Genomic DNA, 23,492 nt, shown 5'->3' with positions numbered 1-23,492 from the left:
GTGATGCTAGCCGGCCAACCTTTCGCTAACCTTTCAAAACAGATTCACTGTTTTTGCGCTTCACAGCACTCCTGCCGTCTGTACACTCCGCGCACAAAAGGCTGCGGCCTGGACAAAAAATCGAGGTGAAACCGATGCGTGTGCTTTTGGTCGAAGATCAGCTACAGCTGGCCGAGAGTGTTGCCCAAGCCCTGAAAGGCATGGGCCTGACCGTGGATGTTCTGCATGATGGCGTGGCCGCCGACCTGGCCTTGAGCAGTGAAGAATATGCCGTGGCGATTCTGGATGTAGGCTTGCCGCGCATGGATGGCTTTGAAGTCCTGGCGCGTTTACGGGCTCGTGGCAAAACCTTGCCGGTGTTGATGTTGACTGCGCGCAGTGACGTCAAGGACCGGGTTCACGGGCTTAACCTAGGGGCCGATGATTACCTGGCCAAGCCATTTGAGCTGACGGAGCTGGAAGCCCGGGTCAAGGCGCTGCTGCGTCGCAGTGTGCTGGGTGGTGAGCGGCTGCAGCAATGCGGCGCCCTGGTGTACGACCTCGGAACCCGGCGCTTCACCCTTGGTGATGAGCTGCTGGTGCTGACCTCCCGCGAGCAGGCGGTACTGGAAGCGCTGATAGCGCGCCCTGGCAGGGTCATGAGCAAGGAGCAACTGGCCGCTCAGGTGTTTGGCCTGGATGAGGAGGCAAGCCCGGACGCCATCGAGATTTACATTCACCGACTGCGTAAAAAACTCGACGGCCAGGCAGTGGCGATCGTGACGTTCAGGGGCCTGGGGTATTTGCTGGAAGGCCGCGATGTTTAAGCTCGACAGCTTGCGCTGGAGCCTGTTGTGGCACCTTACGCTGTTGCTGGTTGTGTTGATGCTGGCGAGCAGCTTGAGCGCTTACTTCAACGGTCGCGAGGCCGCCGATACGGCGTATGACCGAACCCTGCTGGCATCGGCACGAACCATTGCCGCCGGGCTCTCGCAGCGTGATGGCAGCCTGAGTGCGGATGTGCCCTACGTTGCCCTTGATACCTTTGCCTACGACAGCGCCGGGCGAATCTACTACCAGGTCAATGATATTCATCAGAAGCTGATTTCCGGTTATGAAAATCTGCCCGCGCCGCCAGCTGGCACGCCGCGGACCGATGATTATCCGGCGTTGGCGCGTTTTTATGATGGCACTTATCTCGGCCAGAACGTGCGCGTTGTGAGTTTGCTCAAGGCTGTGAGCGAACCCAGCATGAACGGCATGGCGGAAATTCGTGTGGCCGAGACCGACGAAGCTCGGGTGGCCATGGCCCGTAGCTTGATGGCGGACACCTTGCTGCGCCTGGGCATGTTGGGGTTGGGGGCATTACTGGTGGTGTGGTTTGCCGTAAGCGCCGCACTGCGCCCGCTGGAGCGTTTGCGCAGCGCCGTGGAGGAGCGCGAGATGGATGATCTGCGACCCTTGCCGCTGGTGTCCGTGCAAAGAGAGTTGCGGCCATTGGTGCAGGCACTCAATCATTTTACCGAGCGTTTGCGTGGGCAGTTCGCTCGTCAGGCGCAGTTTATTGCTGACGCTGCCCATGAGTTGCGCACACCTCTGGCAGTCCTCAAGGCCCAGCTTGAATTGGGCTTGCGTGCAAAGGAACCGCAGACCTTGCGCCATACCCTTGAGCAAGCGGCCCAGGGTACGGACCGGTTGACCCATTTGGCCAATCAGTTGCTGTCGCTGGCGCGCATCGAAAACGGCGCCCGGGCTATTGCCGAAGGCGGTGCGCAGTTGCTCGACCTGAGTCAGTTGGCCCGTGAGCTGGGCATGGCCATGGCGCCACTGGCCCATGCCCGCGGGTTTGCCCTGGCGCTTGAGGCCGACCAGCCGGTCTGGCTATACGGTGAGCCTACGTTGCTGCATGAACTGCTGAGCAATCTGGTGGACAACGCCATGGCTCACACACCGGTGGGTGGCAATGTGATTTTGCGCGTGACAGCGCCTGCCGTGCTGGAAGTCGAAGATGATGGTCCGGGCATTCCCCATGAAGATCGCGAACGGGTATTTGAACGCTTCTATCGACGTAATCAGCAGGTGGCCGGGTCGGGGTTGGGGCTGGCTATTGTGGGTGAAATCTGTCGCGCCCACCTTGCCCATATCAGTTTGCATGATGGCGTGCAGGGCGGGTTGAAAGTACGGGTGAGTTTTGTGCCGGACAATGGGCGCTAGCCCTGTGACATGGATGGATAAATCCCCTGGCCAGTCGACCCGGCGTCAAATCCCCTGTGGGAGCGGGCTTGCCCGCGATTGAATTGATTCGGTGTAACTGACAGACCGCGTCGTCTGCATCGCGAGCAAGCCCGCTCCCACAGATTCAGAGGTTCAGATAAGCATCCAGCGCGCTTCGTGCAGTTGCTCCTGAAACTTCAGGTCATCAGCTTGCACCTTCAACTTCTTGAGCGCGGGCAGGGCGACCAGTGCTTCCATGTCTTGCCCCATAAACACGGTAGCGATTTGCACCAGATCGATGTAGTCGATGGCTTTGGTTTGCCGGGAAAAGTCCTGATACTGCCCGGGAATCTTTAGCAGCATTTCCGGAAACTCCCAGCCTGCCAGCAGTTTGTCACCAATCAACGGGTGAATGCTGTCGATGACGTGGTTGAGCGAAACCGGATCGGAAAGCAGTTCGTTGTGCTCTTCGGCGTAGGTCAGGATGGGCAAGACGCCGATCTGGTGCACCAGGCCGCCCAGTGCCGCCTGGTCAGGCTTGAGCAAGGTATGACGGCGGCACAGGGTGTAGCAGATGCCGGCCACTTCCAGGCTCTGGCGCCATACATCGCGCATTTTCTGCTCGACCACCTCGGAGCGGGCATGGAAAATCTGCTCCATCACCAGCCCGATCGCCAGATTGCTGCTGTAGTTAACACCCAGGCGGGTGATGGCCGTGTGCAGGTCAGTCACCTCACGGGTGGCACGCAACATCGGGCTGTTGACCACTTTGATCAGTCGGGCTGACAGCGCGGTGTCACGACCTATGACCTTGCTCAAGTTACTGACGCTGATTTCAGGGTTTTCCGCGGCCTTGCGAATGTTTAACGCTACTTCCGGTAGTGTGGGTAGAGCCAGGTCATCTCTATCAATGGCCTTAAGCAAGTCCATTTGGACTCTGTGCGCCAGCATGCTCATTTCTCTAGGTACTGCATTTCAATGTGTGGCAATCAACGCTGGATTTCGCGATCGCGGTCCAGTTGATACGGCAGCTCAAGCAGTGAAAGGCCAGGGCCTTGCAGGTCACCCAAGTGAATATCTCCGGCTTGCGCAGCATCGCTGGTCAGCACGGCTAGCAGCTCAACACCGTTTTCGGCGTTAGCGGCCAGTACCACTTCGCCCACGGAACTGGCGTGGGACGGGGTAAACAGCGGCGTGCCGGGGGCAGGCGCAGCATGCCCCGCCTCAAGGGACAGGCGGTAGAGGTGGCGTTTGAGTTTGCCCAGGTATTGCATGCGCGCAACGATTTCCTGGCCGGTGTAGCAGCCTTTTTTGAAGCTGACACCGCCTACGGCCTGCAGGTTGATCATTTGCGGAATGAACAACTCACGGGTTTGGGCCATGACCTGGCCAATGCCGGCGCGAACCTGGCCCAGCAGCCATTGGTTGAGGTCGGCCTCGGGCAGCTGTGCCTTGAGGTGCTGAACGAGGCTTTCAGTCTGTTCGACAGGGGCCCAGAGTTCCGCGCGGCCTTCAGAAGCGCGAATGGCGATCAGGTCGCTGGCGCGGGCAACGCTGTCAGTTTCAGCTGGCAGGTCCAGGCCCAGGCTTTGCAGCACCGAGTCGGCATTTACCAGGCCAAAGCGTACCCAGTTGGCACTGTCATCGGTCAGTTTGGACTTGGAGAACACCGCGTACTTTTTCAGGTCCGCCAACTGCGGTTCAACCAGTTCGCGCGCCATTGCCAGCAGGCAGCCGTTGTCTTGCAGCACGATGCGAAAGCTCGACTGCATACGGCCTTTTTGCGTGCAGCGGGCGCCAAGGCTTGAGCGGGTTTCACTCAAATAGTTGAGGTTGCAGGTCAGCTGCCCTTGCAGAAACTTGCTGGCGTCGTTGCCGATCACAGCAAGGATGCCTTCGTGGTTCAGGGTGCAAAAAAAAGCAGAGTCGGCCATGGGTCATCGCAGTTGAATAAGTCTGGAACACATCATAGAGGTGCGCCCTGCAAATGGGTAGTTCGCAAAGGATGGACGGGGCCGACCAAAGCCGACTGTTCTATGACGGATCGGCCTGTATACTTGCGTTCTATTTGAGGAGCGCTCCATGGTCGAAGATGTTGAACTCAATCGTCTCTACTGGCACAGCCGCCGCGGCATGCTTGAACTTGACGTGTTGCTGGTGCCTTTCGTCAAGGAGGTGTACGCCACCCTTAATGACGTAGACCGCGAATGCTATCGCAAGCTGCTGGAGTGCGAAGACCAGGACATGTTTGGCTGGTTTATGGAGCGCAGCGAGTCCGAGGACCCTGAGCTGCAGCGCATGGTCCGGATGATTCTGGACCGTGTCCAGCCCAAGTAATTATTTTGAATGCCGCTGGCATGCCTCGGGGCAATTGCTGGCGGCGTATCTTGCAGCCCAGTCGCTGGCGCTGATATCTATTTGCCTTCTTTCAATCCCTGCCTGGGCACATCTGCTCGGCGCATTGCTGTGTCTGGCTCACGGGGCCTGGGTGTTGCCAAGGCATATCCGCCTGACCCATGGCAGTGCCATTACCCGGTTGCGTCATGATGTTGATGGCTGGCAGTTGTGGAGCCGTGACAAAGGCTGGCAGGCCGTGCAACTGCGCCGTGACAGCCTGGCGCTACCCCTGGTGGTAGTGGTGCGCTTTCGCTTGCCGGGTGAGCGGCGGGTGCGTGCGGTGTGCATTCCGGCCGCCGCGCTGGCACCGGATCAGCACCGGCGCCTGCGCGTGCGACTGAAGTTCAGTCGGCGTAGGTGGCTGGCACCAGAATAGTGTCCAGCGCTTCGGGCAGCATGTGCGGGTAGTCGAGGGTGTAGTGCAGGCCGCGCGACTCCTTGCGGGTCATGGCACTGCGGATCATCAACTCGGCCACTTGCGCCAGGTTGCGCAACTCGATCAGGTCACGGCTGACCTTGTAGTTGCTGTAGAACTCGACTCTTTGAGGCTAAACCCAATGGATACAGGGGTTTCAGCCGATGACCATCAACCAGCACTCCCAAACTGGGACAAACCTGTTACAAACTGCCCTCGCCAAGCCGTACCACTATCGCCGGTCTGGTCGCTATTACCTTCGCCTTCGCCCTCAAGGCACCGCTAAGGGTTTCTTCACGCTATCGCTCAGGACGACCGACAAGGCCACCGCAATGACCATCTCCCAAGAAATCCTTCAGACCCTCAAGGCGTACCACTTCGACAACCCTGTGGCCACTTGGGACGAACTCCGTGAGCGCCTCATAGACATCGCTGAGCACAGCTTGACGATGGCCTTCGGGGATAGCTCGCTGGTCGCCTACGAGATGATCAATGATGAGCACCATCAGGCTCTCCGTGAGGCGAGCGCTAAGATGCCTTTGAGCGTCAATCAGCAAAGGGCTGTGAGCAAGGCACTGGAGATCATTGAGGCGTCTCAGGATCGGATGAAGGGCAGACCGGGAAAGCTGGTCGAGATCGTTAGGGGCCTGAAAGGTGAATCTTGTAGCACGTCTGTGGCCCTGTCTCCGTCTCTATCTGTATTACAAATTCAGCCTATGACCTTCAAGACCCTCTCAGGGCTCTACATGGAGGAACGCAAGGACAGCATTCAGGCCAGCACCATGCGAGATGTGAAATCTACGTGTGATGTCATCGGGGCGATTCTTGGGGATTTGGACCTCAAGAACCACACACGGGATGACATGAGGAACCTTAGGGCGAAGCTCCTTGAGGAACGTAAGCCTTCCACTGTGAGGAAGATCCTGACCCGGCTATCGACTGTGATGGACTGGGGCGTGAACAACGACTACATCTCCAAGACTCTTACGGATGGCCTGAAGCCCACCAAAGGAGTTGATAGCGCCCGTGAGGCGTTCACTCAGGATCAGGTAAAGGCCCTTATGACCCACGCTAAGGCGCTTCCTGTTGACTCGTGGCAGCGCTGGGCGTTGTCTCTTGGGGTCATCACTGGGACCCGCATTGAGGAACTTAGGCAGTTGACCAAGGCAGATGTAAAGCAAGTCGGAGATGTCTGGATCATCGACATTAATAGAGACGATGGTAAGACGGCCAAGACCAAGAATGCATTGCGTGTCATACCGCTTACCGATGGGGCCTATGGGTTCGACCTTCAGGCATTCCGTGGGTTTGTCGAGAAGGTTGATTCAAAGCTGTTCAAGCTGGGCGTTGGTCAATTCTCAGGGCTACTCAATGGGATGCTCAGGGATGTCTTGGACCTGAAGGCTGATCGGACTCAGACCTTCCATTCGTTACGACATTCTCTGGCTGGCGCTATGAAAGCCGCTGAGGTGCCCGTAGGGACCGCCGAGTCGATCTTGGGTCACGCTTCGGGGTCAATCAGCTATGACCTGTACGGGGCTGGCAGTGGGGTAGAGGTGGGGCGAATGGCTGAGGCGCTGAGGAAGGCCTTTCAATAGCCAAGTGATATCATCGAGGTTTCGAATGGAGGCGCTATGACCAGCCCGGTAGAAATAACTCTCTCTGTTGTCGCTGGGATCTTGATCGTTAAGGGCTCTATGTGCCTATGGCAGAAGTACAAAGAATATCGGACCGCATGTATGACTGCGCTGGCCTTAGAGGTTCGCTATGAGGCCATGCGCGATGCTGGGCACGAGCTATTAGACCAGTACGAGTTGGAGCTTGAGCCGGGGCGCCGTGCTGAGGTCCTTAATGCCTTGATTTACACAATGTCGTTGAGGGATGCCCAGAGCCTGGCCGCGAAGGAAGCCCGTGCGAACGCTGAGAAGCCTAAAGTCCCTGGAAGCTGGACATAGAGGGTCAGATACAGGGGTTCCGTATCTATGGTCTTGAACCAGATTCAAGGCATCCATGGCGCGTCTGTACGTGAAAAGCAGGGCGCTCGCTGGGTCCTGGCCTTGGAGAATTCAAGGAGAGACGCGGCTGTTTGAACCCAGAGGTTACACGGCGGTGACTTAAAAACCCTCACTATTGCGACAGGCACCCCGCTTGTCGATCAGGCAATAGGAGGCCAGCCAATGACTACCGTTCAAAACATAATCAAGACCACCCTCGACACCCGGACGGGGCATGGACTGACGTTCGACATCCGTACAGGTGAAATCCTTGAGAGCCAAAAGGTCACCATAAAGAAGCACACCATCACCACCGATGTGGGCACGCAATGCCGGTTCCCAATCGCTGCCCGCACCTCTGAGGAACTCCTTGAGATCCTTTCTGTTCATGACCAGTGGATCAACAACCTGATCGTCGAATCTGACAAGCTGCTGGACCTACTCGAAACAGGAGAGATCACAGCGGGCGCCGTTAAGGTATTCCGACAGATCCTCCTTGGATTGGCTGGTCGGAACATTTGGTTTGGCAAGCTGGCCGACATCGGGACCAAGCGGGAGGTCGGAGACTTGACCCGGGCTGGCTTAATCCGTGTGACCCGACAAGGGAAGACGCTACCCACCAAGGTGACTGTGCATCCGTGGTACGGCTGGCGCGGCGACCTGATGAGTCGGCAGTCCTATATAGGTGACTGGATCGGCATTGGCAGCGGGGATTGAGGTCAAGGTTCCGAAACTGCTACCAACACATGGCTGGAGACCATAGCCACTGTGGGCCCTCGAAACTGCCTATATATATAAAAGGGCCACTTCAAGTTTCTCATTGAGGCTCATCGACCAGTTCAAAGGGAGAGGGTAATTGTTAATTACAACCCTCATCAAAAGGAATCTCTCAAGAAATCTTTAAGGAGAACTCACATGACCGGCTATCTGGCAAACGAAACGCTCACTGGAGACGACCTGATCACCTTGTCTCGGGTCTTCCCTCCAGCTTCACGTCCACAACTGATCATCCTTCGAGACCTTCTGAATAACCGCAAAGCTGCCTACAGAATCTATGAGAACGGAATGGTCTCCTTCGACATTGACGCTCTGGTTCGAGAAGCATCCTTGAAGTGCTCCGCAAAGACCGCCTTGAGGGTCTCCGAACTGGTCTCCCTTGGGATCAACCTTCAGGCGCTCGCCAAGTCGTTTCTGAACATCCCGATGGCGGGCAAGGAGCCAATTTCGATCAGGCATTAAGGTGCCCGTCAAGTGACCTTTAAAACCCCTCACTATTGGGACAGACACCCAAACCAATAAAAAAGATTCTCTCCCTCGCAACATCGCCACACCCGTTAGCTGCTCGCCAGCTCACAACGACCGTCGCCACGGTTGTCCTTAAAGATGCCCTCAGGCTTGCCATGTCCTGTGATCAGCATCAGCCACAAAACCCAAACCAAGAACCTTTTGATCGACCTTGGAAGATGCCCATGCGGCTCCCTCCTTGCCGTCTTGTCGTGCGCGTCTATGGCGCCAAGGTCGATCAAAGGGTCACCTCATAGGAGATCTAACCCCATGCAAATCAACATCACCAAAGTCCTGAAGAATGAAGTCAATGTCTCTGGTCAGACCCTGAGCCGTGAGTATGTCGAGAACGTAATGCTGCCCTTGCTGATGGCCCAATGTGGTCGCAATAACGCCGCCAAGTTCAGCGTGATCCAAGCCTTCGATGAGGCTGGTCTATCCCTTAAGGCCATCCAAGAGGACGCACAGGTCTACTTCATGACCAAGCGTGAGGATCAGGTTGAGCGTGCTCGTAAGCAACGCGAAGTCGATGCCCATGCCGAGCGTCTACGTGAGCCGACCCAGCGCGAACTGGCCCAAGCGAAGGCCGATAAAGAAGAGCGAGCCGCTGCCATCCGTGCCCAAGGTGAGCGTGTCCGTGCTGCCTCTCGTAACTCCGGCTGGTAATCCCTCAAGGGAACCTTAAAGACCACCCTCAAGAAACATCAAACCTCATTCAATCTAATTCAGGAGAACCAAACTATGAAACTGCATAACCAATACGAAGTACCGACCACCTCCCGCGTAACCGTCCGTAACGATGGCTCTGACCATATCGGTGGGTCTATCCACTTCAATGTGGCTGACGTTCGCTCTGAGACTCTTGCGGGCACCGATGCGGGCACCTATGTGGCTGCCTTTGTGAAGACCGTTGAAAGCTACCTGAACAGCGATGAATGGCGTGAGGAAGCTGCTGAGAGAACCCCTTGCGAGTTCCGTCCGGCTGGCTCTGAGGCTACTGGTCAACAGATCATTACGATGGCTGATCGCTCCGTCACCTTCGATCCTCGCAAGAACTGGGATAACCAGACCATCGCGAAGGGCGAAGTCCTGGCCGGGTCTGTGATCTTTACTGAGCCAACTGATACCGCTCTGATCATCAGTCACCGTGTCTCGATCCTCGATCACACCCTGATTGCAGGCTTCACAGAAGGCGCACTAATGCAGACCGTAGAGAAGGCCATGAGTGACATCATGTTCACTGCTACCGGTAAGATCGCCAAGATCCTCTCGACCGCTCCAAGCACCGAGGTGTTCTCTGAGGCCAAGCCAACCGGCAAACCAGCGGCCATCGCTGAGGACCTCATCGACATCTTGACGATGCACGTTAACCAGACCGTAGGCACCTCGCTGGCCGACTTCGTGATCCTGATCCCGGTGTCTCTGGTTCCAGTGTTTGACCGTGCTGCTCAGCGTGCTGGCGTAGAGGACATTGAGGCTCTCATTGGCGCCTCTGTGCAGCCTTACACGGGCACCGACTATGGTCTGTTCCTGCTGCCTAAGATGTTCACCTCTCTGAGCTACCGCGAAGGCCGTAACGGCGACATCTGGAAGGTCCAAGCGACCCGTAACGCAGGTTCCCAAGCGTGGGACATTGAGATCATGGCTCGCGTGGACATCGTGGCTAACGGCAAGGTTAAGGTAAAGCTGACCGCTGATGGTCTTCAGACCGAAGCTGTGGCCTTCCCGATGATCACCAACGTGAAACTGACTGCCTGACAATGACAGTCCGTCAACGAAACCACTTGAAGTCCCTTCTGATGAATCTCCTTGAGGGGTACTCATGGGAGGGCTCCAAGGCTCTCAGCGGCGCCTATATGGCACGCAACGAGATCAAGCGGATGGGGCTTTAGGCCTGCCCGGTAGACACCTCAAAGAGAACCCCGTGAGTCCGACCCGAGAGGGACCGGCAGGGGCTCACTTCTTTCACCTTGGAATAAAAACCCTCACAGATGGGGCTAATAGTCCCTCGACTCAGCTCAAGTCTGGGCCGGTTAACTTCGCTGCATTCATTGCCCGTCGCTGGGCCGTCAATTAAACAGAGTCTTTCTGATTGTTCCCTGTGCCACTCGCCAGAACCCTTGTCGTGGGTCTCTGTGCTGGCCTGTGGGAGCGAACTCAGGGAGCAATCAAAAGGAGTCACGACACCATGCTGATCAACAACACCGACACCATGCTGCCTATCATTATCGAAGGTCACACCTTCAAGCCAAACGCTGAGGGCCTGTGGAGCCTCAACGAAATCCATCAGACCTTGGCGCTTGATCCCGCAAAGGAGCCCTCAGAGTGGCGCAATGAAATCCAGACTGAGCTTTCTAATTCCGGAAATTTGCGGAGTAAGGCTGGCCGGTATGGCGGGACCCTTGCCACTGAGCCGGGGGCAATCGCCTATGCCATGTGGGTCTCGACAAGTTTCTACCTGATGGTCGTCGATGCCTTCGTTGCCATGCGTAACAGTGCACTCATTGAGCTTCGCCATAAGGACGCTCTCTTAGACGCCAACATGCCCAAGGCTTCGACCCTCGACATGAAAGCCCGAGGCGCTGGTCTGACATGGACTGAGGCTTGCCGTGTAGCTGGTATTCAACAACCCCGGCTCGCTCTGGACGCTCTGGTCTCAATGTGCGCCTTCGTGTACCCCGTGGACAACTTCGGGACCCGTGAGGGCTCACCGCGACCACACAAGAAGGGCTTCGAGGTAGGAGCATTCGTGAAGGTCTCATCGGACTTCGGGAACCGTGAAGGCTGGAGGGTAAAGCCCCGTGGTCTGGACTGGCTCCGTGGCAAGACCGAAGAGATCAACCTCAAAGTGGCCGAAGAGAAAGCCTTGAAGGACAAAGCCAAGCGAGCCGCAAAGGCTTCCCGTATCGACCAATGGGGGCGACCAATCAAGTAACCCCAAGGAGAACCTCATGGACACGCTAAACGCTGCCTACTGGGTCTGCGTAGCTGTTCATGTGGCCTTCTGGCTATACGGACGCTTCAAGGACTCTTAATGAGAATCTGACAGAAAAATCTGTTGACCCATCTAATAAAGAACAGTCGTCACTATTCCCCCGTGTGCCCTCGCGCAGGTCCGCACAGGCGCCATAGAGACCCTCATGGGCAGGCGATAAGGACCCCAGCGATGGGACAAATGTGAGCCAAAGCTGTTACAAAACGGGCCCTTATGGTGCTACGCTACGGTCTCCTAACGTGCCTCAAAGGCCGGTGTGAGGATCGTATCCTTCGCCTCTGGCAGCATCTCTGGATAGTCCAGCGTGTAGTGCAGACCCCGAGATTCCTTGCGTTCCATGGCAGATCTGATCATCAGTTCCGCTACCTGAGCAAGGTTCCTCAGTTCAATCAAGTCTCTGCTTACTCGGTAGTTGCTGTAGAACTCGTCAATTTCATCCAGCAGCAGGCGCACCCGGTGCTGGGCCCGCTGCAGGCGCTTGTTGGTGCGCACGATGCCCACGTAGTCCCACATAAAGCGCCGTAGCTCATCCCAGTTGTGGGCGATGATTACGTCTTCATCGGAGTCGGTCACCTGGCTGGCATCCCAGCTCGGCAGTGCGACGGGGGCGGCGATTTCGGGCGACTGGGCAAGGATGTCTGCCGCTGCCGACTTGGCGTACACAAAGCACTCGAGCAGCGAGTTGCTGGCCATGCGGTTGGCACCATGCAGGCCGGTGAAGCTGGTTTCGCCGATGGCGTACAGGCCCGGCACATCGGTGTGGCCATGTTCGTCGACCATCACGCCGCCGCAGGTGTAATGCGCCGCAGGTACTACCGGGATGGCCTGTTGAGTGATGTCGATACCAAATGCCAGGCAGCGCTCATATACAGTCGGGAAGTGGGCCTTGATAAAGCTATCGGGCTCATGGCTGATATCCAGGTACACACAATCGATGCCCAGACGCTTCATTTCATGGTCGATGGCCCGGGCGACGATATCCCGCGGGGCCAGTTCGCCCCGCGGGTCGAAGCGATGCATGAAACGCTCGCCGTTGGGCAGCTTGAGGTGCGCGCCTTCGCCCCGCAGGGCTTCAGTGATTAAAAAGCTCTTGGCTTGCGGGTGATACAGGCAGGTGGGGTGGAACTGGTTGAACTCCAGGTTGGCCACCCGGCAACCCGAGCGCCAGGCCATGGCAATGCCATCACCGCAGGCACCGTCCGGGTTGCTGGTATAGAGGTACACCTTGGCTGCGCCACCGGTTGCCAGAATGGTGAAGCGCGAGCCAAAGGTGTCGACTTCACCCGTGGCACGATCCAGCACATAGGCACCGAGGCAGCGATCACCTTCCAGGCCCAGGCGGCGTTCGGTAATCAGATCGACGGCAACGCGCTGTTCGAGCAGTTCGATATTTGGGCGCTGGCGGGCCTGTTCGAGCAATGTCTTGAAAATCGCCGCGCCGGTGGCGTCGGCCGCATGGATGATGCGCCGGTGGCTGTGCCCGCCTTCTCGGGTGAGGTGGAACTCAAAGCCCTGTTGCTCGGGGTCGATGCTGTCATCGCGGGTGAAGGGTACGCCCTGATCGATCAGCCACTGGATGGCTTCGCGGCTGTGCTCGACGGTAAAGCGTACCGCGTCTTCGTGGCACAGCCCGCCACCGGCATTGAGGGTGTCTTCGACGTGGGACTGCACCGTGTCGGTGTCATCCAGGACAGCGGCGACACCGCCCTGGGCCCAGAACGTCGAACCATTGGCCAGATCGCCTTTGCTCAGCACTGCAATACGCATATGGCTGGGTAACGTGAGCGCAAGGCTCAAGCCGGCAGCGCCGCTGCCAATCACCAGCACATCATGTTGAAAATGTTGGCTCATTCTTCTCACATCCGCAAAAAAACGCCCTCTGGTATCTCTAGTATATAGAGGGGGGGATCGGCACAATGGCCGGGCCTTTATGGCATTGTGAAATTACAGCGGGCGCAAAGTGTGCCTCAGACACGAAGGGTCTGCATGTTGATTTGCACAATTAATCTGCATGCTGGGGCAGTGCTCTGGAATGGCGCGGGTTCTGATACGCTTCCAAGGTACTGCAGGGCTTGTTTTATACGAAGTTTTTGAACTTTTCGTATAGCCAGGGGTTCCATAGTGGGCTGCCCTTGATGCAGGGGAACGGCGTCCAGATTGATGCGGGGTTTGTTTTTTCGACTCGACAGCTGAATTTGACGACAAGATTATTGACGCAGCCGGCCAGGCCCGAGCTGCGTTTTCGTGTGTGCCAAATCCGGGCACGCAGGAAACTTGCCAGGGGGGAGAGAACTTTTGCGAAAAGCCCGAGTCTATGTTTGCAAGCCTGATCAATTAGCACAGCAATCTTCCTCCCGGTCTTATGAGGAGTATTCATGCTAGCCCAGGAAGAGGATCAGCAGCTGGTCGAGCGCGTACAGCGTGGCGACAAGCGCGCGTTCGATCTGCTGGTGTTGAAGTATCAACACAAAATTCTCGGGTTGATCGTGCGTTTCGTGCACGACACCCATGAAGCCCAGGACGTTGCCCAGGAGGCCTTTATCAAGGCGTACCGGGCACTTGGTAATTTTCGCGGCGACAGTGCCTTTTACACATGGCTATATCGCATCGCCATTAACACGGCGAAAAACTATCTGGTGTCACGCGGTCGACGTCCGCCTGACAGCGATGTGAGTTCGGAAGATGCCGAGTTTTATGATGGTGATCACGGTCTCAAGGACCTCGAGTCGCCGGAGCGCGCTTTGCTCCGAGACGAGATCGAAGGCACCGTTCATCGCACTATTCAGCTACTGCCAGAAGATTTGCGTACGGCTTTAACTTTACGTGAATTTGATGGTCTGAGTTACGAGGACATTGCGAGCGTCATGCAATGCCCGGTGGGTACCGTGCGCTCCCGGATTTTCCGCGCCCGGGAAGCCATAGATAAAGCCCTGCAGCCGTTGTTGCAGGAAAACTGAGACAGCGGCGACAGCCAAGAGAGGAACCGCCATGAGTCGTGAAGCCCTGCAGGAATCGCTGTCCGCAGTGATGGATAACGAAGCGGACGAACTGGAACTACGTCGGGTATTGAATGCCTTCGACGACACACAAACCCGTGACACCTGGTCCCGTTATCAGGTGGCCCGTGCTGTGATGCACAAGGACCTGTTGATTCCGCGCCTGGACATCGCATCTGCCGTTTCGGCCGCGCTGGCTGAAGAGCAAACCCCGGCCAAGGTTGTCCGCGGGCCGTGGCGCAGCATTGGTCGCCTGGCCGTAGCCGCGTCGGTTACCGTCGCTGTTCTGGCGGGTGTGCGGCTGTACAACCAGGATGACATCGTTGGCAACCAGCTCGCCCAGCAGAACCCTGCGCAGAGCCTGAGTGCACCGATGGCCAAAGGTCCGGCAGTACTGGCCAACTACAGCGAGAGTGCCGATCAGGCCACCGGCCCGATGGCCAACGGTGTCCTGCAAGGTCAGCCGGGCTGGCAAGATCAGCGTTTGCCTGGCTACCTGCGCCAGCACGCAGAGCAAGCAGCGCTGAAAGGGGCTGAAAGCCCTCTGCCTTATGCTCGTGCTGCGAGCCTCGAAAACCGTTAAGGACCATCATGCGCGTCCTACCTTTGCTACCTCTTCTGCTCAGTGGCTGGTTTGCAGTACCGGCCCACGCCGATGAAGCCCAGGACTGGTTAAAACGTCTTGGGCAGGCCGAGCAACAGCATAGCTATCAGGGTACTTTCGTTTACGAGCGTAACGGTAGTTTTTCTACCCACAGCATCTGGCACCGCGTGCAGGATGGCAAGGTTCGTGAGCGGTTGATGCAGCTTGATGGCACTGCGCAAGAGGTGATCCGCTCGGATGGGCGCACTGAATGTGTCACTGGCAAACAGGCCTCCGGGTTGGGCGATGTCACGGCTGTCGCGGCGCGTCAATTCGATGTCCAGAAGTTCAATGACCTGTATGCCGTGGCAATCGAGGGCAACTCCAGGGTCGCCGGTCGCCCGGTAGTGGTCATATCGTTTGCTCCGCGTGATCAGCATCGCTACGGTTTTGAGCTTTATCTGGACCGTGAAACCGGTTTGCCTCTCAAGTCCTTGTTGCTCAATGACAAGGGGCAGTTGCTTGAGCGCTACCAGTTTACGACCTTTGCCACCACGCCTCCTGATGACAGCCAGCTCACGCCTGCGGGGCAGTGCCGTGCTGTTGCCCCTGCCGACAAAGGGGCCGGGCAGGTCAATTCGGTTCAGGCCTGGCACTCTGACTGGCTGCCCTCCGGTTTTGAGCAGGTCAGCAGTACGGTGCGCCGTGATCCGCGGAGCAAATCCGAAGTCACCAGCCTTCTGTATGACGATGGCCTTGCCCGTTTTTCGGTGTTTATCGAGCCGGTCAAGGGCGCTGCTGTTCCAGATGCCCGTGTCCAGCTCGGGCCCACAGCTGCGGTCACGCGCCACCTGAGCACGCCTCAGGGAGACATGATGGCCACGGTGGTGGGTGAAATTCCCATGGGCACTGCTGAACGAATTGCCCTGTCGATGCGTGTCGGTGAAAACGATGCTCAGGCCAAACCATAGGGTTGCATCGACATGGCGGGTGACAATTTTCGATTTGCCATTTTTATCTCTTTTTATAAAGGTCAGAGCCCCAAAGGGCTTTGGCCTTGTTTGTTTTCCGGGGTCTGAAAAACGGTCTATGCTTTTGACTTGTTTTTAGGTGCCTGTCGCTTAACTCTGCTGTTATTAACGGGAGCTGTATGTCGATGCCGCGATTGAAATCTTATCTACCCATTTTTGCAGCCGTGCTGATGCTCGGGCAGGCAGTGCCGGTGATGGCTGAAGCGCAGTTGCCTGATTTCACCCAACTGGTTGAACAGGCTTCGCCAGCCGTAGTGAATATTAGTACCACGCAAAAGCTGCCTGAGCGTCGGGTTTCCAGCATGGGCCAAATGCCCGACCTGGAAGGCCTGCCGCCTGGCCTGCGCGACTTTTTTGAGCGCAGCCTGCCACCTGCACCCGGTGGCAAAGGCGGGCGTCAGCGCGAGGCCCAGTCCCTGGGCTCGGGCTTTATCATCTCGCCCGATGGCTACATCCTGACCAACAACCACGTGGTTGCAGATGCCGATGAAATCATTGTGCGCCTGTCCGATCGCAGTGAAATGAAAGCCAAGCTGGTGGGCACTGACCCGCGCTCTGACGTGGCCTTGCTGAAAATCGATGGCAAGAACCTGCCGGTGCTCAAACTGGGCAAGTCCCAGGACCTCAAGGCCGGCCAGTGGGTGGTTGCGATCGGTTCGCCATTTGGTTTCGACCACACCGTGACCCAGGGCATCATCAGCGCCATGGGCCGCAGCCTGCCGAATGAAAGCTATGTGCCATTTATCCAGACTGACGTGCCGATCAACCCGGGCAACTCGGGTGGTCCGCTGTTCAACCTGGCGGGCGAAGTCGTGGGCATCAACTCGCAAATCTATACCCGTTCGGGCGGTTTCATGGGCGTGTCCTTTGCAATCCCGATCGATGTGGCGATGGACGTTGCCAATCAGCTCAAGGCTGGCGGCAAGGTTAGCCGTGGCTGGTTGGGTGTGGTGATCCAGGAGGTCAACAAGGACCTGGCCGAGTCTTTCGGTCTGGAAAAACCTGCCGGTGCACTGGTGGCGCAGGTACTTGATGACGGCCCGGCTGCCAAAGGTGGTCTGCAAGTGGGCGACGTGATTCTGAGCATGAATGGTCAGCCGATCGTCATGTCGGCAGATTTGCCGCACCTGGTTGGCGCACTCAAGGCCGGCAGCAAGGCTAACCTTGAAGTTATTCGTAACGGCAAGCGCCAGAATCTGGAGCTGACTGTGGGCGCTATCCCTGATGATGCAAAAGACATCGCTTCGGGTGGCGGCGCTGAACAAAGCAGCAACCGCCTGGGCGTGTCCGTAGCGGACTTGAGTGAAGAGCAGAAGAAAGCCAACGACATCAAGGGCGGTGTGATCATTACTGACGTTCAGGACGGTCCTGCGGCCTTGATCGGCCTTCAGCCTGGCGACGTGATTACGCACTTGAACAATCAGGCCATCACCAATGGCAAGGAGTTCACCGAGATCGCCAAGGCATTGCCGAAGAACCGTTCGGTGTCGATGCGGGTTCTGCGTCAGGGGCGTGCCAGCTTTATCACGTTCAAGCTGGCGGAGTAAGCCGCACAGCCGTGAGGGAGCGGGCTTGCTTGCGATAGCATCGGCGCGGTTCAACGGCGAAACCGCGTTGCCTTCATCGAGAGCAAGCCCGCTCCCACAAGGGCAATAAAAAAGCCCGTATCGCGAGATACGGGCTTTTTTTTATTTCTTCTGCTTGGGGACGCGTACCAACTGCGTATTGGAATACATGTCATGCCAGGTGCGTTTTTGCTTGTCGAAGATCGACCAGACAAACCCCAGCCCCAGGCACAACCACGAGCCTATGGACACGATAAAACGCAGAAGGGCCTGCCACAGGCTGATTGCCGTGCCGTCGGCGTTCTGTACGCGAACCCCCCAGACCTGCATGCCCAGGGTTTGCCCGGAGTGGGTCCAGAACTTGGCAAAGAAACCGAACAGGACGAAAAACAGGAGGGTCGACAGCAGCGGGTCACCATCCAGGGCGCCTGCTTCTGACAGTTCGCGCATTTTGGCTTCGCCGATAAAGCCCATCATGATCAGCTTGTAGATAAAGGTCGTGACGATCAGCAGGGCGGTACACAGCAGAAAGTCGTAGAACATGGCTGCCAGGCGGCGCCCCAGGCCAACGGCGGGAAAGTCGCCTTGAGGGCTAAGCGGTTGTTTCGACATGGCAGGGTCTCGTGAAGGAAAACAGCCATCTTACGGAATAACGGCCATAAAAAAGCCTCTGATGTCACCATCAGAGGCTTTTGTGCACGAGATTTAAGCTTCTGCTTGAACTTCGTCAGCCTGCAGGCCTTTTTGGCCCTGTACCGAGATGAAGGTCACTTTCTGGCCTTCCTTCAGGCTTTTGAAGCCGTTGCCCTGGATGGCACGGAAGTGCACAAACAGGTCCGGGCCGCTTTCAGGGGTGATGAAACCAAACCCCTTCTCGTCGTTGAACCACTTGACCGTACCGCTCTGACGTTGAGACATTTCTTAATTCCTTGACGCTAACAATTAATGACAGCCTCTTTCACATGAAAGAGTACTGGTGCTGGGTTGCAGGAAAGTAAGAGACGCAGAACGGGATGTAGCAAGCATTGAGCTACTGCCCAGGTCACGATTCCAGCGACCCATGCAAACACAGTGGGCAAACTCTACGAAACTGTAATTGAAAAAACAAGCCCCTTTAAATACGCCGCAGGGCCGCTGTTTTTAATACTCTAAACGCAGAGTCAAAGAGCGGATCGTTATAGAGGTGTTCAATTATTTTCGTGTAATAAAGACTGTTTTCGCTATCGAAAGTTTGCACTGTTATGTAGCAGTTGCATGACACGTTCGCACCGTGAACATGCAACTGTATAACTTACTGTTTAACCCCTGTAATAACGTTGCGCTACAAACGGCATTTTCGACACTTTCATCGGCACGCGCTTGCCCCGCACGATGGCCCAGACTTCAGTGTCCACAGGCGTGAATGCGATATCCAGATAACCCATTGCCAAGGGGGCGCCCAACGTTGGCCCAAAGCCGCCGCTGCATACGGTGCCGATCTCGGTGCCGTCGGCATCGACGATTTGTGCGCCTTCACGCACCGGGGTACGTTCCTGGGGCAGCAAGCCCACTCGTTTACGCGCTACGCCGTTTTGCTGCTGGGCAAAGATGCTCTCGGCACCCGGGAAACCACCGGCCCGCGGGCGGTCAGCGCGACGGGCCTTGGAGATGGCCCAGAGCAGGCTGGCTTCGATTGGCGTCGTGGTGTCGTTCATGTCGTGGCCGTACAGGCACAGGCCCGCTTCCAGGCGCAGCGAATCCCGTGCGCCCAGGCCGATGGTCTGAACCTCTGGCTCGGCCAGCAGGCGGCGGGCCAGTGCTTCGGCGTGCTCGGCCGGCACTGAAATCTCAAAACCGTCTTCGCCGGTATAACCCGAGCGGCTGACGTAGCAATCCGCGCCCAGTAAGGTCACCGGGGCAAATTGCATAAAGGTCATGTTCGCCACTTGCGGTGCCAGGCGTTGCAGTACGCTGACTGCAGCCGGGCCTTGCAGGGCAAGCAGGGCGCGCTCTTCAAACAGCGGCTGGATCTGGCAGTGGGCGCTCAAATGCTTGCGCAGGTGGGCCAGGTCCTGATCCTTGCAGGCGGCGTTGACCACCAGGAACAGCTCGTCATTGCCCAGGTTGGCGACCATCAGGTCATCGAGGATGCCGCCCTGTTCGTTGGTGAACATGGCATAGCGCTGCATACCCACCGGCAGGTCGATGATATCCACCGGCACCAGTGCTTCCAGGGCCTTGGCCGCGTCAGCACCGGTCAGACGGATCTGGCCCATGTGCGATACATCGAATAACCCGGCCTGTTCACGGGTGTGCTGGTGCTCTTTCATCACCCCTAGCGGGTACTGCACGGGCATGTCGTAGCCGGCAAACGGCACCATGCGGGCGCCGAGTTCAAGGTGCAGTGCATGCAGCGGGGTTTTAAGCAGTTGTTCGGTGGACATTCGAGACTCCTTGAAAATCAGCACTCAATAATGTTGACGGCGAGACCGCCGCGGGCGGTCTCCTTGTATTTGCTTTTCATGTCGGCGCCGGTCTGGCGCATGGTGCGGATCACCTTGTCGAGCGAGACAAAGTGCTGACCATCACCTCGCAGGGCCATGCGCACTGCGTTGATGGCCTTGACCGAGCCCATCGCGTTACGTTCGATGCACGGCACTTGCACCAGCCCGCCAATCGGATCGCAGGTCAGGCCGAGGTTGTGCTCCATGCCGATCTCGGCGGCGTTCTCGACTTGCTGCACGCTGCCGCCCAGCACTTCACACAACGCGCCGGCCGCCATTGAACAGGCCACGCCGACTTCACCCTGGCAGCCGACTTCGGCCCCCGAAATCGAAGCGTTTTCCTTGTACAGAATGCCGATGGCGGCGGCAGTGAGCAGAAAACGCACCACGCCGTCTTCATTGGCGCCGCCGATAAAGCGCATGTAGTAATGCAAAACGGCCGGGATAATTCCCGCCGCACCGTTGGTAGGCGCTGTGACCACGCGCCCGCCGTTGGCGTTTTCTTCATTGACGGCCAGGGCGTACAGGTTCACCCAGTCCAGTACTGACAAGGCATCGCGCAGCGCGGCTTCCGGGTTGGCACAGAGCTGACGGTGCAAGGCCGGGGCACGGCGCTTGACCTTCAAACCGCCGGGTAAAATCCCTTCATTGCGACAGCCGGCACTTACGCAGCCCTGCATGACCTGCCAGATTTTCAACAGGCCGCTGCGGGTCTCGGCTTCCGGGCGCCAGGCGCTTTCATTGGCCATCATCACTTCACTGATCGACAGGTGATGGGTTACGCATTGGCGCAACAGGTCCTTGGCGGTTTTGAAAGGGTATTGCAGCACAGTACTGTCTTCGACAATTCGGTCGGCACCTGCCGCGCCTTCGTCCACCACAAAACCACCGCCGATCGAGTAATACTCGCGGCTGCGGATCTGAATGCCGGCGGCATCCAGTGCCCGAAAAATCATGCCGTTGGGGTGATAGGGCAGGGGTTTGCGAATCATCGCCAGGTGTGATTTTTCGATGAATTCGATGGGGTGTTCGCCCAGCAGGTTCAGGCGCCCGCTGCTGCGAATCGCGGCCAGTCGTTCGGCCACGGTTTCGGTGTTGACGGTATCCGGATGTTCACCTTCCAGCCCCAGCAGCACGGCTTTGTCGCTGCCGTGGCCTTTGCCGGTGGCGCCGAGGGAACCGTAGAGTTCAACTTTTACGCAGGCTGTTTGTTGCAACAGCTCATCACGGCGCAGACCTTCGACAAAACGCGCAGCAGCACGCATGGGGCCGACGGTATGGGAGCTGGAGGGGCCGATGCCAATCTTGAACAGGTCGAACACGCTTAACGACATGGGGTTCTCCGGTTTCTTATTGTGTGGGTAGGCAAATCATCTGTAGCCGCTGCCGCAGGCTGCAATAAAGCCCGCAGGGCCTTCGCCGTTGTGCCCGAAAGCGGGGCCGCCTCGCAGCCCATCGCAGCCTTCGGCAGCGGCTACAGGTTTTGACTTATGCCTCCTGATAGTTCTCGATCGACGGGCACGCACACACCAGGTTGCGGTCGCCAAATACGTTGTCGACACGACCGACCGGTGGCCAGTACTTGCCTTCGATCAAGGACGCCACCGGGTACACCGCCTGTTCGCGGCTGTAGGGGTGAGTCCATTCGCCGACCATTTCAGCGGCGGTGTGCGGGGCGTTTTTCAGCGGGTTGTCTTCCTTGTCCAGACCACCGCTCTCGACTTCGCGGATTTCTACGCGGATGCAGATCATCGCGTCACAGAAGCGATCCAGCTCTTCCTTGGACTCGCTTTCGGTCGGTTCGATCATCAACGTGCCGGCCACCGGGAACGACATGGTCGGGGCGTGGAAGCCAAAATCGATCAGGCGCTTGGCCACGTCATCGACGCTGATACCGCTGGTTTCCTTGAGCGGGCGCAGGTCGAGGATGCATTCGTGGGCGACCAGGCCGTTGCTGCCCGAGTACAGCACCGGGTAGTGCTCTTCGAGACGGCGGGCGATGTAGTTGGCGTTGAGGATGGCCAGTTGCGATGCACGCTTGAGGCCTTCACCGCCCATCATGCGGATGTACATCCAGGTGATCGGCAGGATGCTGGCGCTGCCAAACGGCGCCGCGCAGACCGCGCCTTCCTTGCGTTCCATGGCCGCGTGACCCGGCAGGAACGGCGTCAGGTGCGATTTGACGCCAATCGGGCCTACACCCGGGCCGCCACCGCCGTGAGGGATGCAGAAGGTTTTGTGCAGGTTGAGGTGGGACACGTCGCCGCCGAACTTGCCCGGAGCGCACAGGCCCACCATCGCGTTCATGTTGGCGCCGTCGATGTACACCTGGCCGCCGTTGTCATGAATGATGCCGCAGATTTCGCGGATGCCTTCTTCGAACACGCCGTGGGTGGAGGGGTAGGTGATCATCAGCGCGGCGAGGTGGTCGCGGTGCTCGATGGCCTTGGCACGCAGGTCTTCGATATCAACGTTGCCGCGGGCGTCACAGGCGGTGACCACCACGCGCATGCCGGCCATGTTGGCGGTGGCCGGGTTGGTGCCGTGGGCCGAGGACGGGATCAGGCAGATATCGCGGCGCTCGTCGCCACGGCTCTGGTGGTAGGCACGAATGGCCAGCAAGCCGGCGTATTCGCCCTGGGAACCGGCGTTTGGTTGAAGGGAAATAGCATCGTAGCCGGTAGCCGCGCAGAGCATGGCTTCCAGTTCGGTGGTCAATTGCTGGTAGCCCAGGCTTTGTTCGGCAGGTGCAAACGGGTGCAGGTTGCCGAACTCGGCCCAGGTAACCGGGATCATTTCGCTGGCGGCGTTGAGCTTCATGGTGCACGAGCCCAGCGGGATCATGGTGCGGTCCAGCGCCAGGTCCTTGTCGGCCAGGCGACGCAGGTAGCGCATCAGCTCGGTTTCAGAGTGGTAGCGGTTGAACACCGGGTGGCTGAGGATCGGCGACTGGCGCAGCAGGGCGGCGGGCAGGGTGCCCGTTACGCTGGTGGCCAGTGCGTCGAAGTCAGGCAGGGCCTGGCCGTCTGTGGCGAGCAATGCCCACAGTGCAGTGACGTCGGACTGGCTGCTGGTTTCATCCAGCGACAGGCCCAGGCGCTGGTCGTCGATCACGCGCAGATTGATGTTCTGCGCATGGGCCTTGGCGTGCAGCGCGGCGGTGTGGGTGCCGGTGTTGAGGGTCAGGGTGTCGAAGAACTGTTCCTGCTCGACCTTCAGCCCCAGATCGCTGAGGCCACGGGCCAGGATCGCGGTCAACTGGTGAGTGCGTTGGGCGATTTGCGTCAGGTCTTTAGGGCCGTGGTAAACGGCATACATGCTGGCGATGTTGGCCAGCAGCACCTGAGCGGTACAGATGTTGCTCGTGGCCTTCTCGCGGCGGATATGCTGCTCGCGGGTTTGCATGGCCAGGCGCAGCGCCGGTTTACCGTGACGGTCAACCGAAACACCGACCAAGCGGCCCGGCATGTCGCGCTTGAACGCATCGCGGGTGGCGAAGTAGGCCGCGTGCGGGCCACCGAAGCCCAGTGGTACGCCAAAGCGCTGGGCGCTGCCG

At 58.0% G+C, this 23,492-nt stretch carries 22 protein-coding genes and 1 pseudogene; 14 read left to right on the top strand and 9 right to left on the bottom strand.

Annotated features, from left to right (window positions below; translation table 11 throughout):
- Positions 1-134: 134 nt before the first annotated feature.
- Positions 135-806 (top strand): response regulator, encoded by a 672-nt coding sequence (locus tag GHO03_RS16480; protein WP_095020844.1) that lies wholly within the window; start codon positions 135-137, stop codon positions 804-806.
- The gene (locus tag GHO03_RS16475; RefSeq protein ID WP_153400205.1) at positions 799-2,193 is read left to right on the top strand and encodes a sensor histidine kinase; all 1,395 of its coding nucleotides are present in this window, start codon (positions 799-801) and stop codon (positions 2,191-2,193) included. The genes GHO03_RS16480 and GHO03_RS16475 overlap by 8 nt, the downstream gene beginning before the upstream one ends.
- 153 nt (positions 2,194-2,346) lie before the next feature.
- Here GHO03_RS16475 and GHO03_RS16470 read toward each other — a convergent pair whose 3' ends face one another.
- Both GHO03_RS16470 and GHO03_RS16465 read right to left on the bottom strand, forming a co-directional pair.
- Positions 2,347-3,150, bottom strand: a complete 804-nt coding sequence (locus GHO03_RS16470) for an HDOD domain-containing protein (protein ID WP_153400204.1) — start codon at positions 3,148-3,150, stop codon at positions 2,347-2,349.
- Between the two features lie 32 nt (positions 3,151-3,182).
- The gene (locus GHO03_RS16465; protein ID WP_095001355.1) at positions 3,183-4,127 is read right to left on the bottom strand and encodes a folate-binding protein YgfZ; all 945 of its coding nucleotides are present in this window, start codon (positions 4,125-4,127) and stop codon (positions 3,183-3,185) included.
- A gap of 148 nt (positions 4,128-4,275) precedes the next feature.
- On the opposite strand from GHO03_RS16465, the gene GHO03_RS16460 reads away from it, so the two are divergent.
- Together GHO03_RS16460 and GHO03_RS16455 are read left to right on the top strand one after the other, a co-directional pair.
- Positions 4,276-4,530 carry a succinate dehydrogenase assembly factor 2 gene (locus tag GHO03_RS16460; protein WP_048363403.1) on the top strand — a complete coding sequence of 85 codons (255 nt, stop codon included), beginning with the start codon at positions 4,276-4,278 and terminating at the stop codon, positions 4,528-4,530.
- The gene (locus GHO03_RS16455; RefSeq protein ID WP_095019725.1) at positions 4,514-4,966 is read left to right on the top strand and encodes a protein YgfX; all 453 of its coding nucleotides are present in this window, start codon (positions 4,514-4,516) and stop codon (positions 4,964-4,966) included. Before GHO03_RS16460 ends, GHO03_RS16455 begins: the two co-directional genes overlap by 17 nt.
- Here GHO03_RS16455 and GHO03_RS16450 read toward each other — a convergent pair.
- Positions 4,935-5,126 (bottom strand): annotated as a pseudogene (locus GHO03_RS16450) (L-aspartate oxidase); the annotation flags it as partial. The gene GHO03_RS16455 and the pseudogene GHO03_RS16450 overlap by 32 nt on opposite strands.
- 43 nt (positions 5,127-5,169) lie before the next feature.
- On the opposite strand from GHO03_RS16450, the gene GHO03_RS16445 reads away from it, so the two are divergent.
- The 6 genes from GHO03_RS16445 (at position 5,170) to GHO03_RS16420 (ending at position 11,218) form a co-directional block, all read left to right on the top strand.
- Positions 5,170-6,603 carry a tyrosine-type recombinase/integrase gene (locus GHO03_RS16445; protein WP_153400203.1) on the top strand — a complete coding sequence of 478 codons (1,434 nt, stop codon included), beginning with the start codon at positions 5,170-5,172 and terminating at the stop codon, positions 6,601-6,603.
- 579 nt (positions 6,604-7,182) lie between these two features.
- Positions 7,183-7,716 (top strand): hypothetical protein, encoded by a 534-nt coding sequence (locus GHO03_RS16440; protein WP_153400202.1) that lies wholly within the window; start codon positions 7,183-7,185, stop codon positions 7,714-7,716.
- A 198-nt stretch (positions 7,717-7,914) separates the two neighbouring features.
- Complete coding sequence (locus tag GHO03_RS16435) at positions 7,915-8,238, top strand: hypothetical protein (protein WP_122581738.1); 324 nt, start codon at positions 7,915-7,917, stop codon at positions 8,236-8,238.
- Positions 8,239-8,553: 315 nt separating this feature from the next.
- Complete coding sequence (locus GHO03_RS16430) at positions 8,554-8,949, top strand: hypothetical protein (protein WP_153400201.1); 396 nt, start codon at positions 8,554-8,556, stop codon at positions 8,947-8,949.
- 75 nt (positions 8,950-9,024) lie between these two features.
- A complete protein-coding gene (locus GHO03_RS16425; protein WP_153400200.1) occupies positions 9,025-10,041 on the top strand; it encodes a hypothetical protein in 1,017 nt (338 codons plus the stop codon).
- 430 nt (positions 10,042-10,471) lie between these two features.
- The gene (locus tag GHO03_RS16420; RefSeq protein WP_153400199.1) at positions 10,472-11,218 is read left to right on the top strand and encodes a KilA-N domain-containing protein; all 747 of its coding nucleotides are present in this window, start codon (positions 10,472-10,474) and stop codon (positions 11,216-11,218) included.
- 294 nt (positions 11,219-11,512) lie between these two features.
- On the opposite strand, the gene nadB is transcribed toward GHO03_RS16420, so the two are convergent.
- Complete coding sequence (gene nadB, locus GHO03_RS16415) at positions 11,513-13,129, bottom strand: L-aspartate oxidase (RefSeq protein WP_153400198.1); 1,617 nt, start codon at positions 13,127-13,129, stop codon at positions 11,513-11,515.
- Between the two features lie 524 nt (positions 13,130-13,653).
- Here nadB and rpoE point away from each other — a divergent pair.
- The 4 genes from rpoE (at position 13,654) to GHO03_RS16395 (ending at position 17,435) form a co-directional block, all read left to right on the top strand.
- Entirely contained in the window at positions 13,654-14,235 is a 582-nt protein-coding gene (gene rpoE, locus GHO03_RS16410; protein WP_016782046.1) for an RNA polymerase sigma factor RpoE, read from the top strand.
- Between the two features lie 31 nt (positions 14,236-14,266).
- Positions 14,267-14,857, top strand: a complete 591-nt coding sequence (locus GHO03_RS16405) for a sigma-E factor negative regulatory protein (protein ID WP_095019735.1) — start codon at positions 14,267-14,269, stop codon at positions 14,855-14,857.
- Positions 14,858-14,865: 8 nt separating this feature from the next.
- On the top strand, positions 14,866-15,828 hold the full coding sequence (locus GHO03_RS16400) for a MucB/RseB C-terminal domain-containing protein (protein WP_095020847.1): 963 nt from the start codon (positions 14,866-14,868) through the stop codon (positions 15,826-15,828).
- Between the two features lie 185 nt (positions 15,829-16,013).
- Entirely contained in the window at positions 16,014-17,435 is a 1,422-nt protein-coding gene (locus tag GHO03_RS16395) for a DegQ family serine endoprotease (protein ID WP_370688609.1), read from the top strand.
- 141 nt (positions 17,436-17,576) lie between these two features.
- On the opposite strand, the gene GHO03_RS16390 is transcribed toward GHO03_RS16395, so the two are convergent.
- The 5 genes from GHO03_RS16390 to gcvP form a co-directional block, all read right to left on the bottom strand.
- Positions 17,577-18,065 (bottom strand): RDD family protein, encoded by a 489-nt coding sequence (locus GHO03_RS16390; RefSeq protein ID WP_095019738.1) that lies wholly within the window; start codon positions 18,063-18,065, stop codon positions 17,577-17,579.
- A gap of 93 nt (positions 18,066-18,158) precedes the next feature.
- A complete protein-coding gene (locus GHO03_RS16385; protein WP_016782052.1) occupies positions 18,159-18,371 on the bottom strand; it encodes a cold-shock protein in 213 nt (70 codons plus the stop codon).
- A gap of 380 nt (positions 18,372-18,751) precedes the next feature.
- Positions 18,752-19,876, bottom strand: coding sequence for a glycine cleavage system aminomethyltransferase GcvT (gcvT, locus tag GHO03_RS16380; RefSeq protein WP_153400197.1), 1,125 nt, complete (start codon positions 19,874-19,876; stop codon positions 18,752-18,754).
- A gap of 17 nt (positions 19,877-19,893) precedes the next feature.
- Positions 19,894-21,270, bottom strand: coding sequence for an L-serine ammonia-lyase (locus tag GHO03_RS16375; RefSeq protein ID WP_153400196.1), 1,377 nt, complete (start codon positions 21,268-21,270; stop codon positions 19,894-19,896).
- A 154-nt stretch (positions 21,271-21,424) separates the two neighbouring features.
- The coding region (gcvP, locus tag GHO03_RS16370) for an aminomethyl-transferring glycine dehydrogenase (protein ID WP_153400195.1) at positions 21,425-23,492 on the bottom strand (2,068 nt) is incomplete at its 5' end.

The sequence above is a fragment of the Pseudomonas sp. FSL R10-1339 genome, assembly GCF_009600545.1.
In the GTDB taxonomy this organism is placed as follows: domain Bacteria; phylum Pseudomonadota; class Gammaproteobacteria; order Pseudomonadales; family Pseudomonadaceae; genus Aquipseudomonas; species Aquipseudomonas bubulae.
Note: the sequence above shows the minus strand (reverse complement) of the source record. Positions and strands in the feature narration are given on the sequence as shown.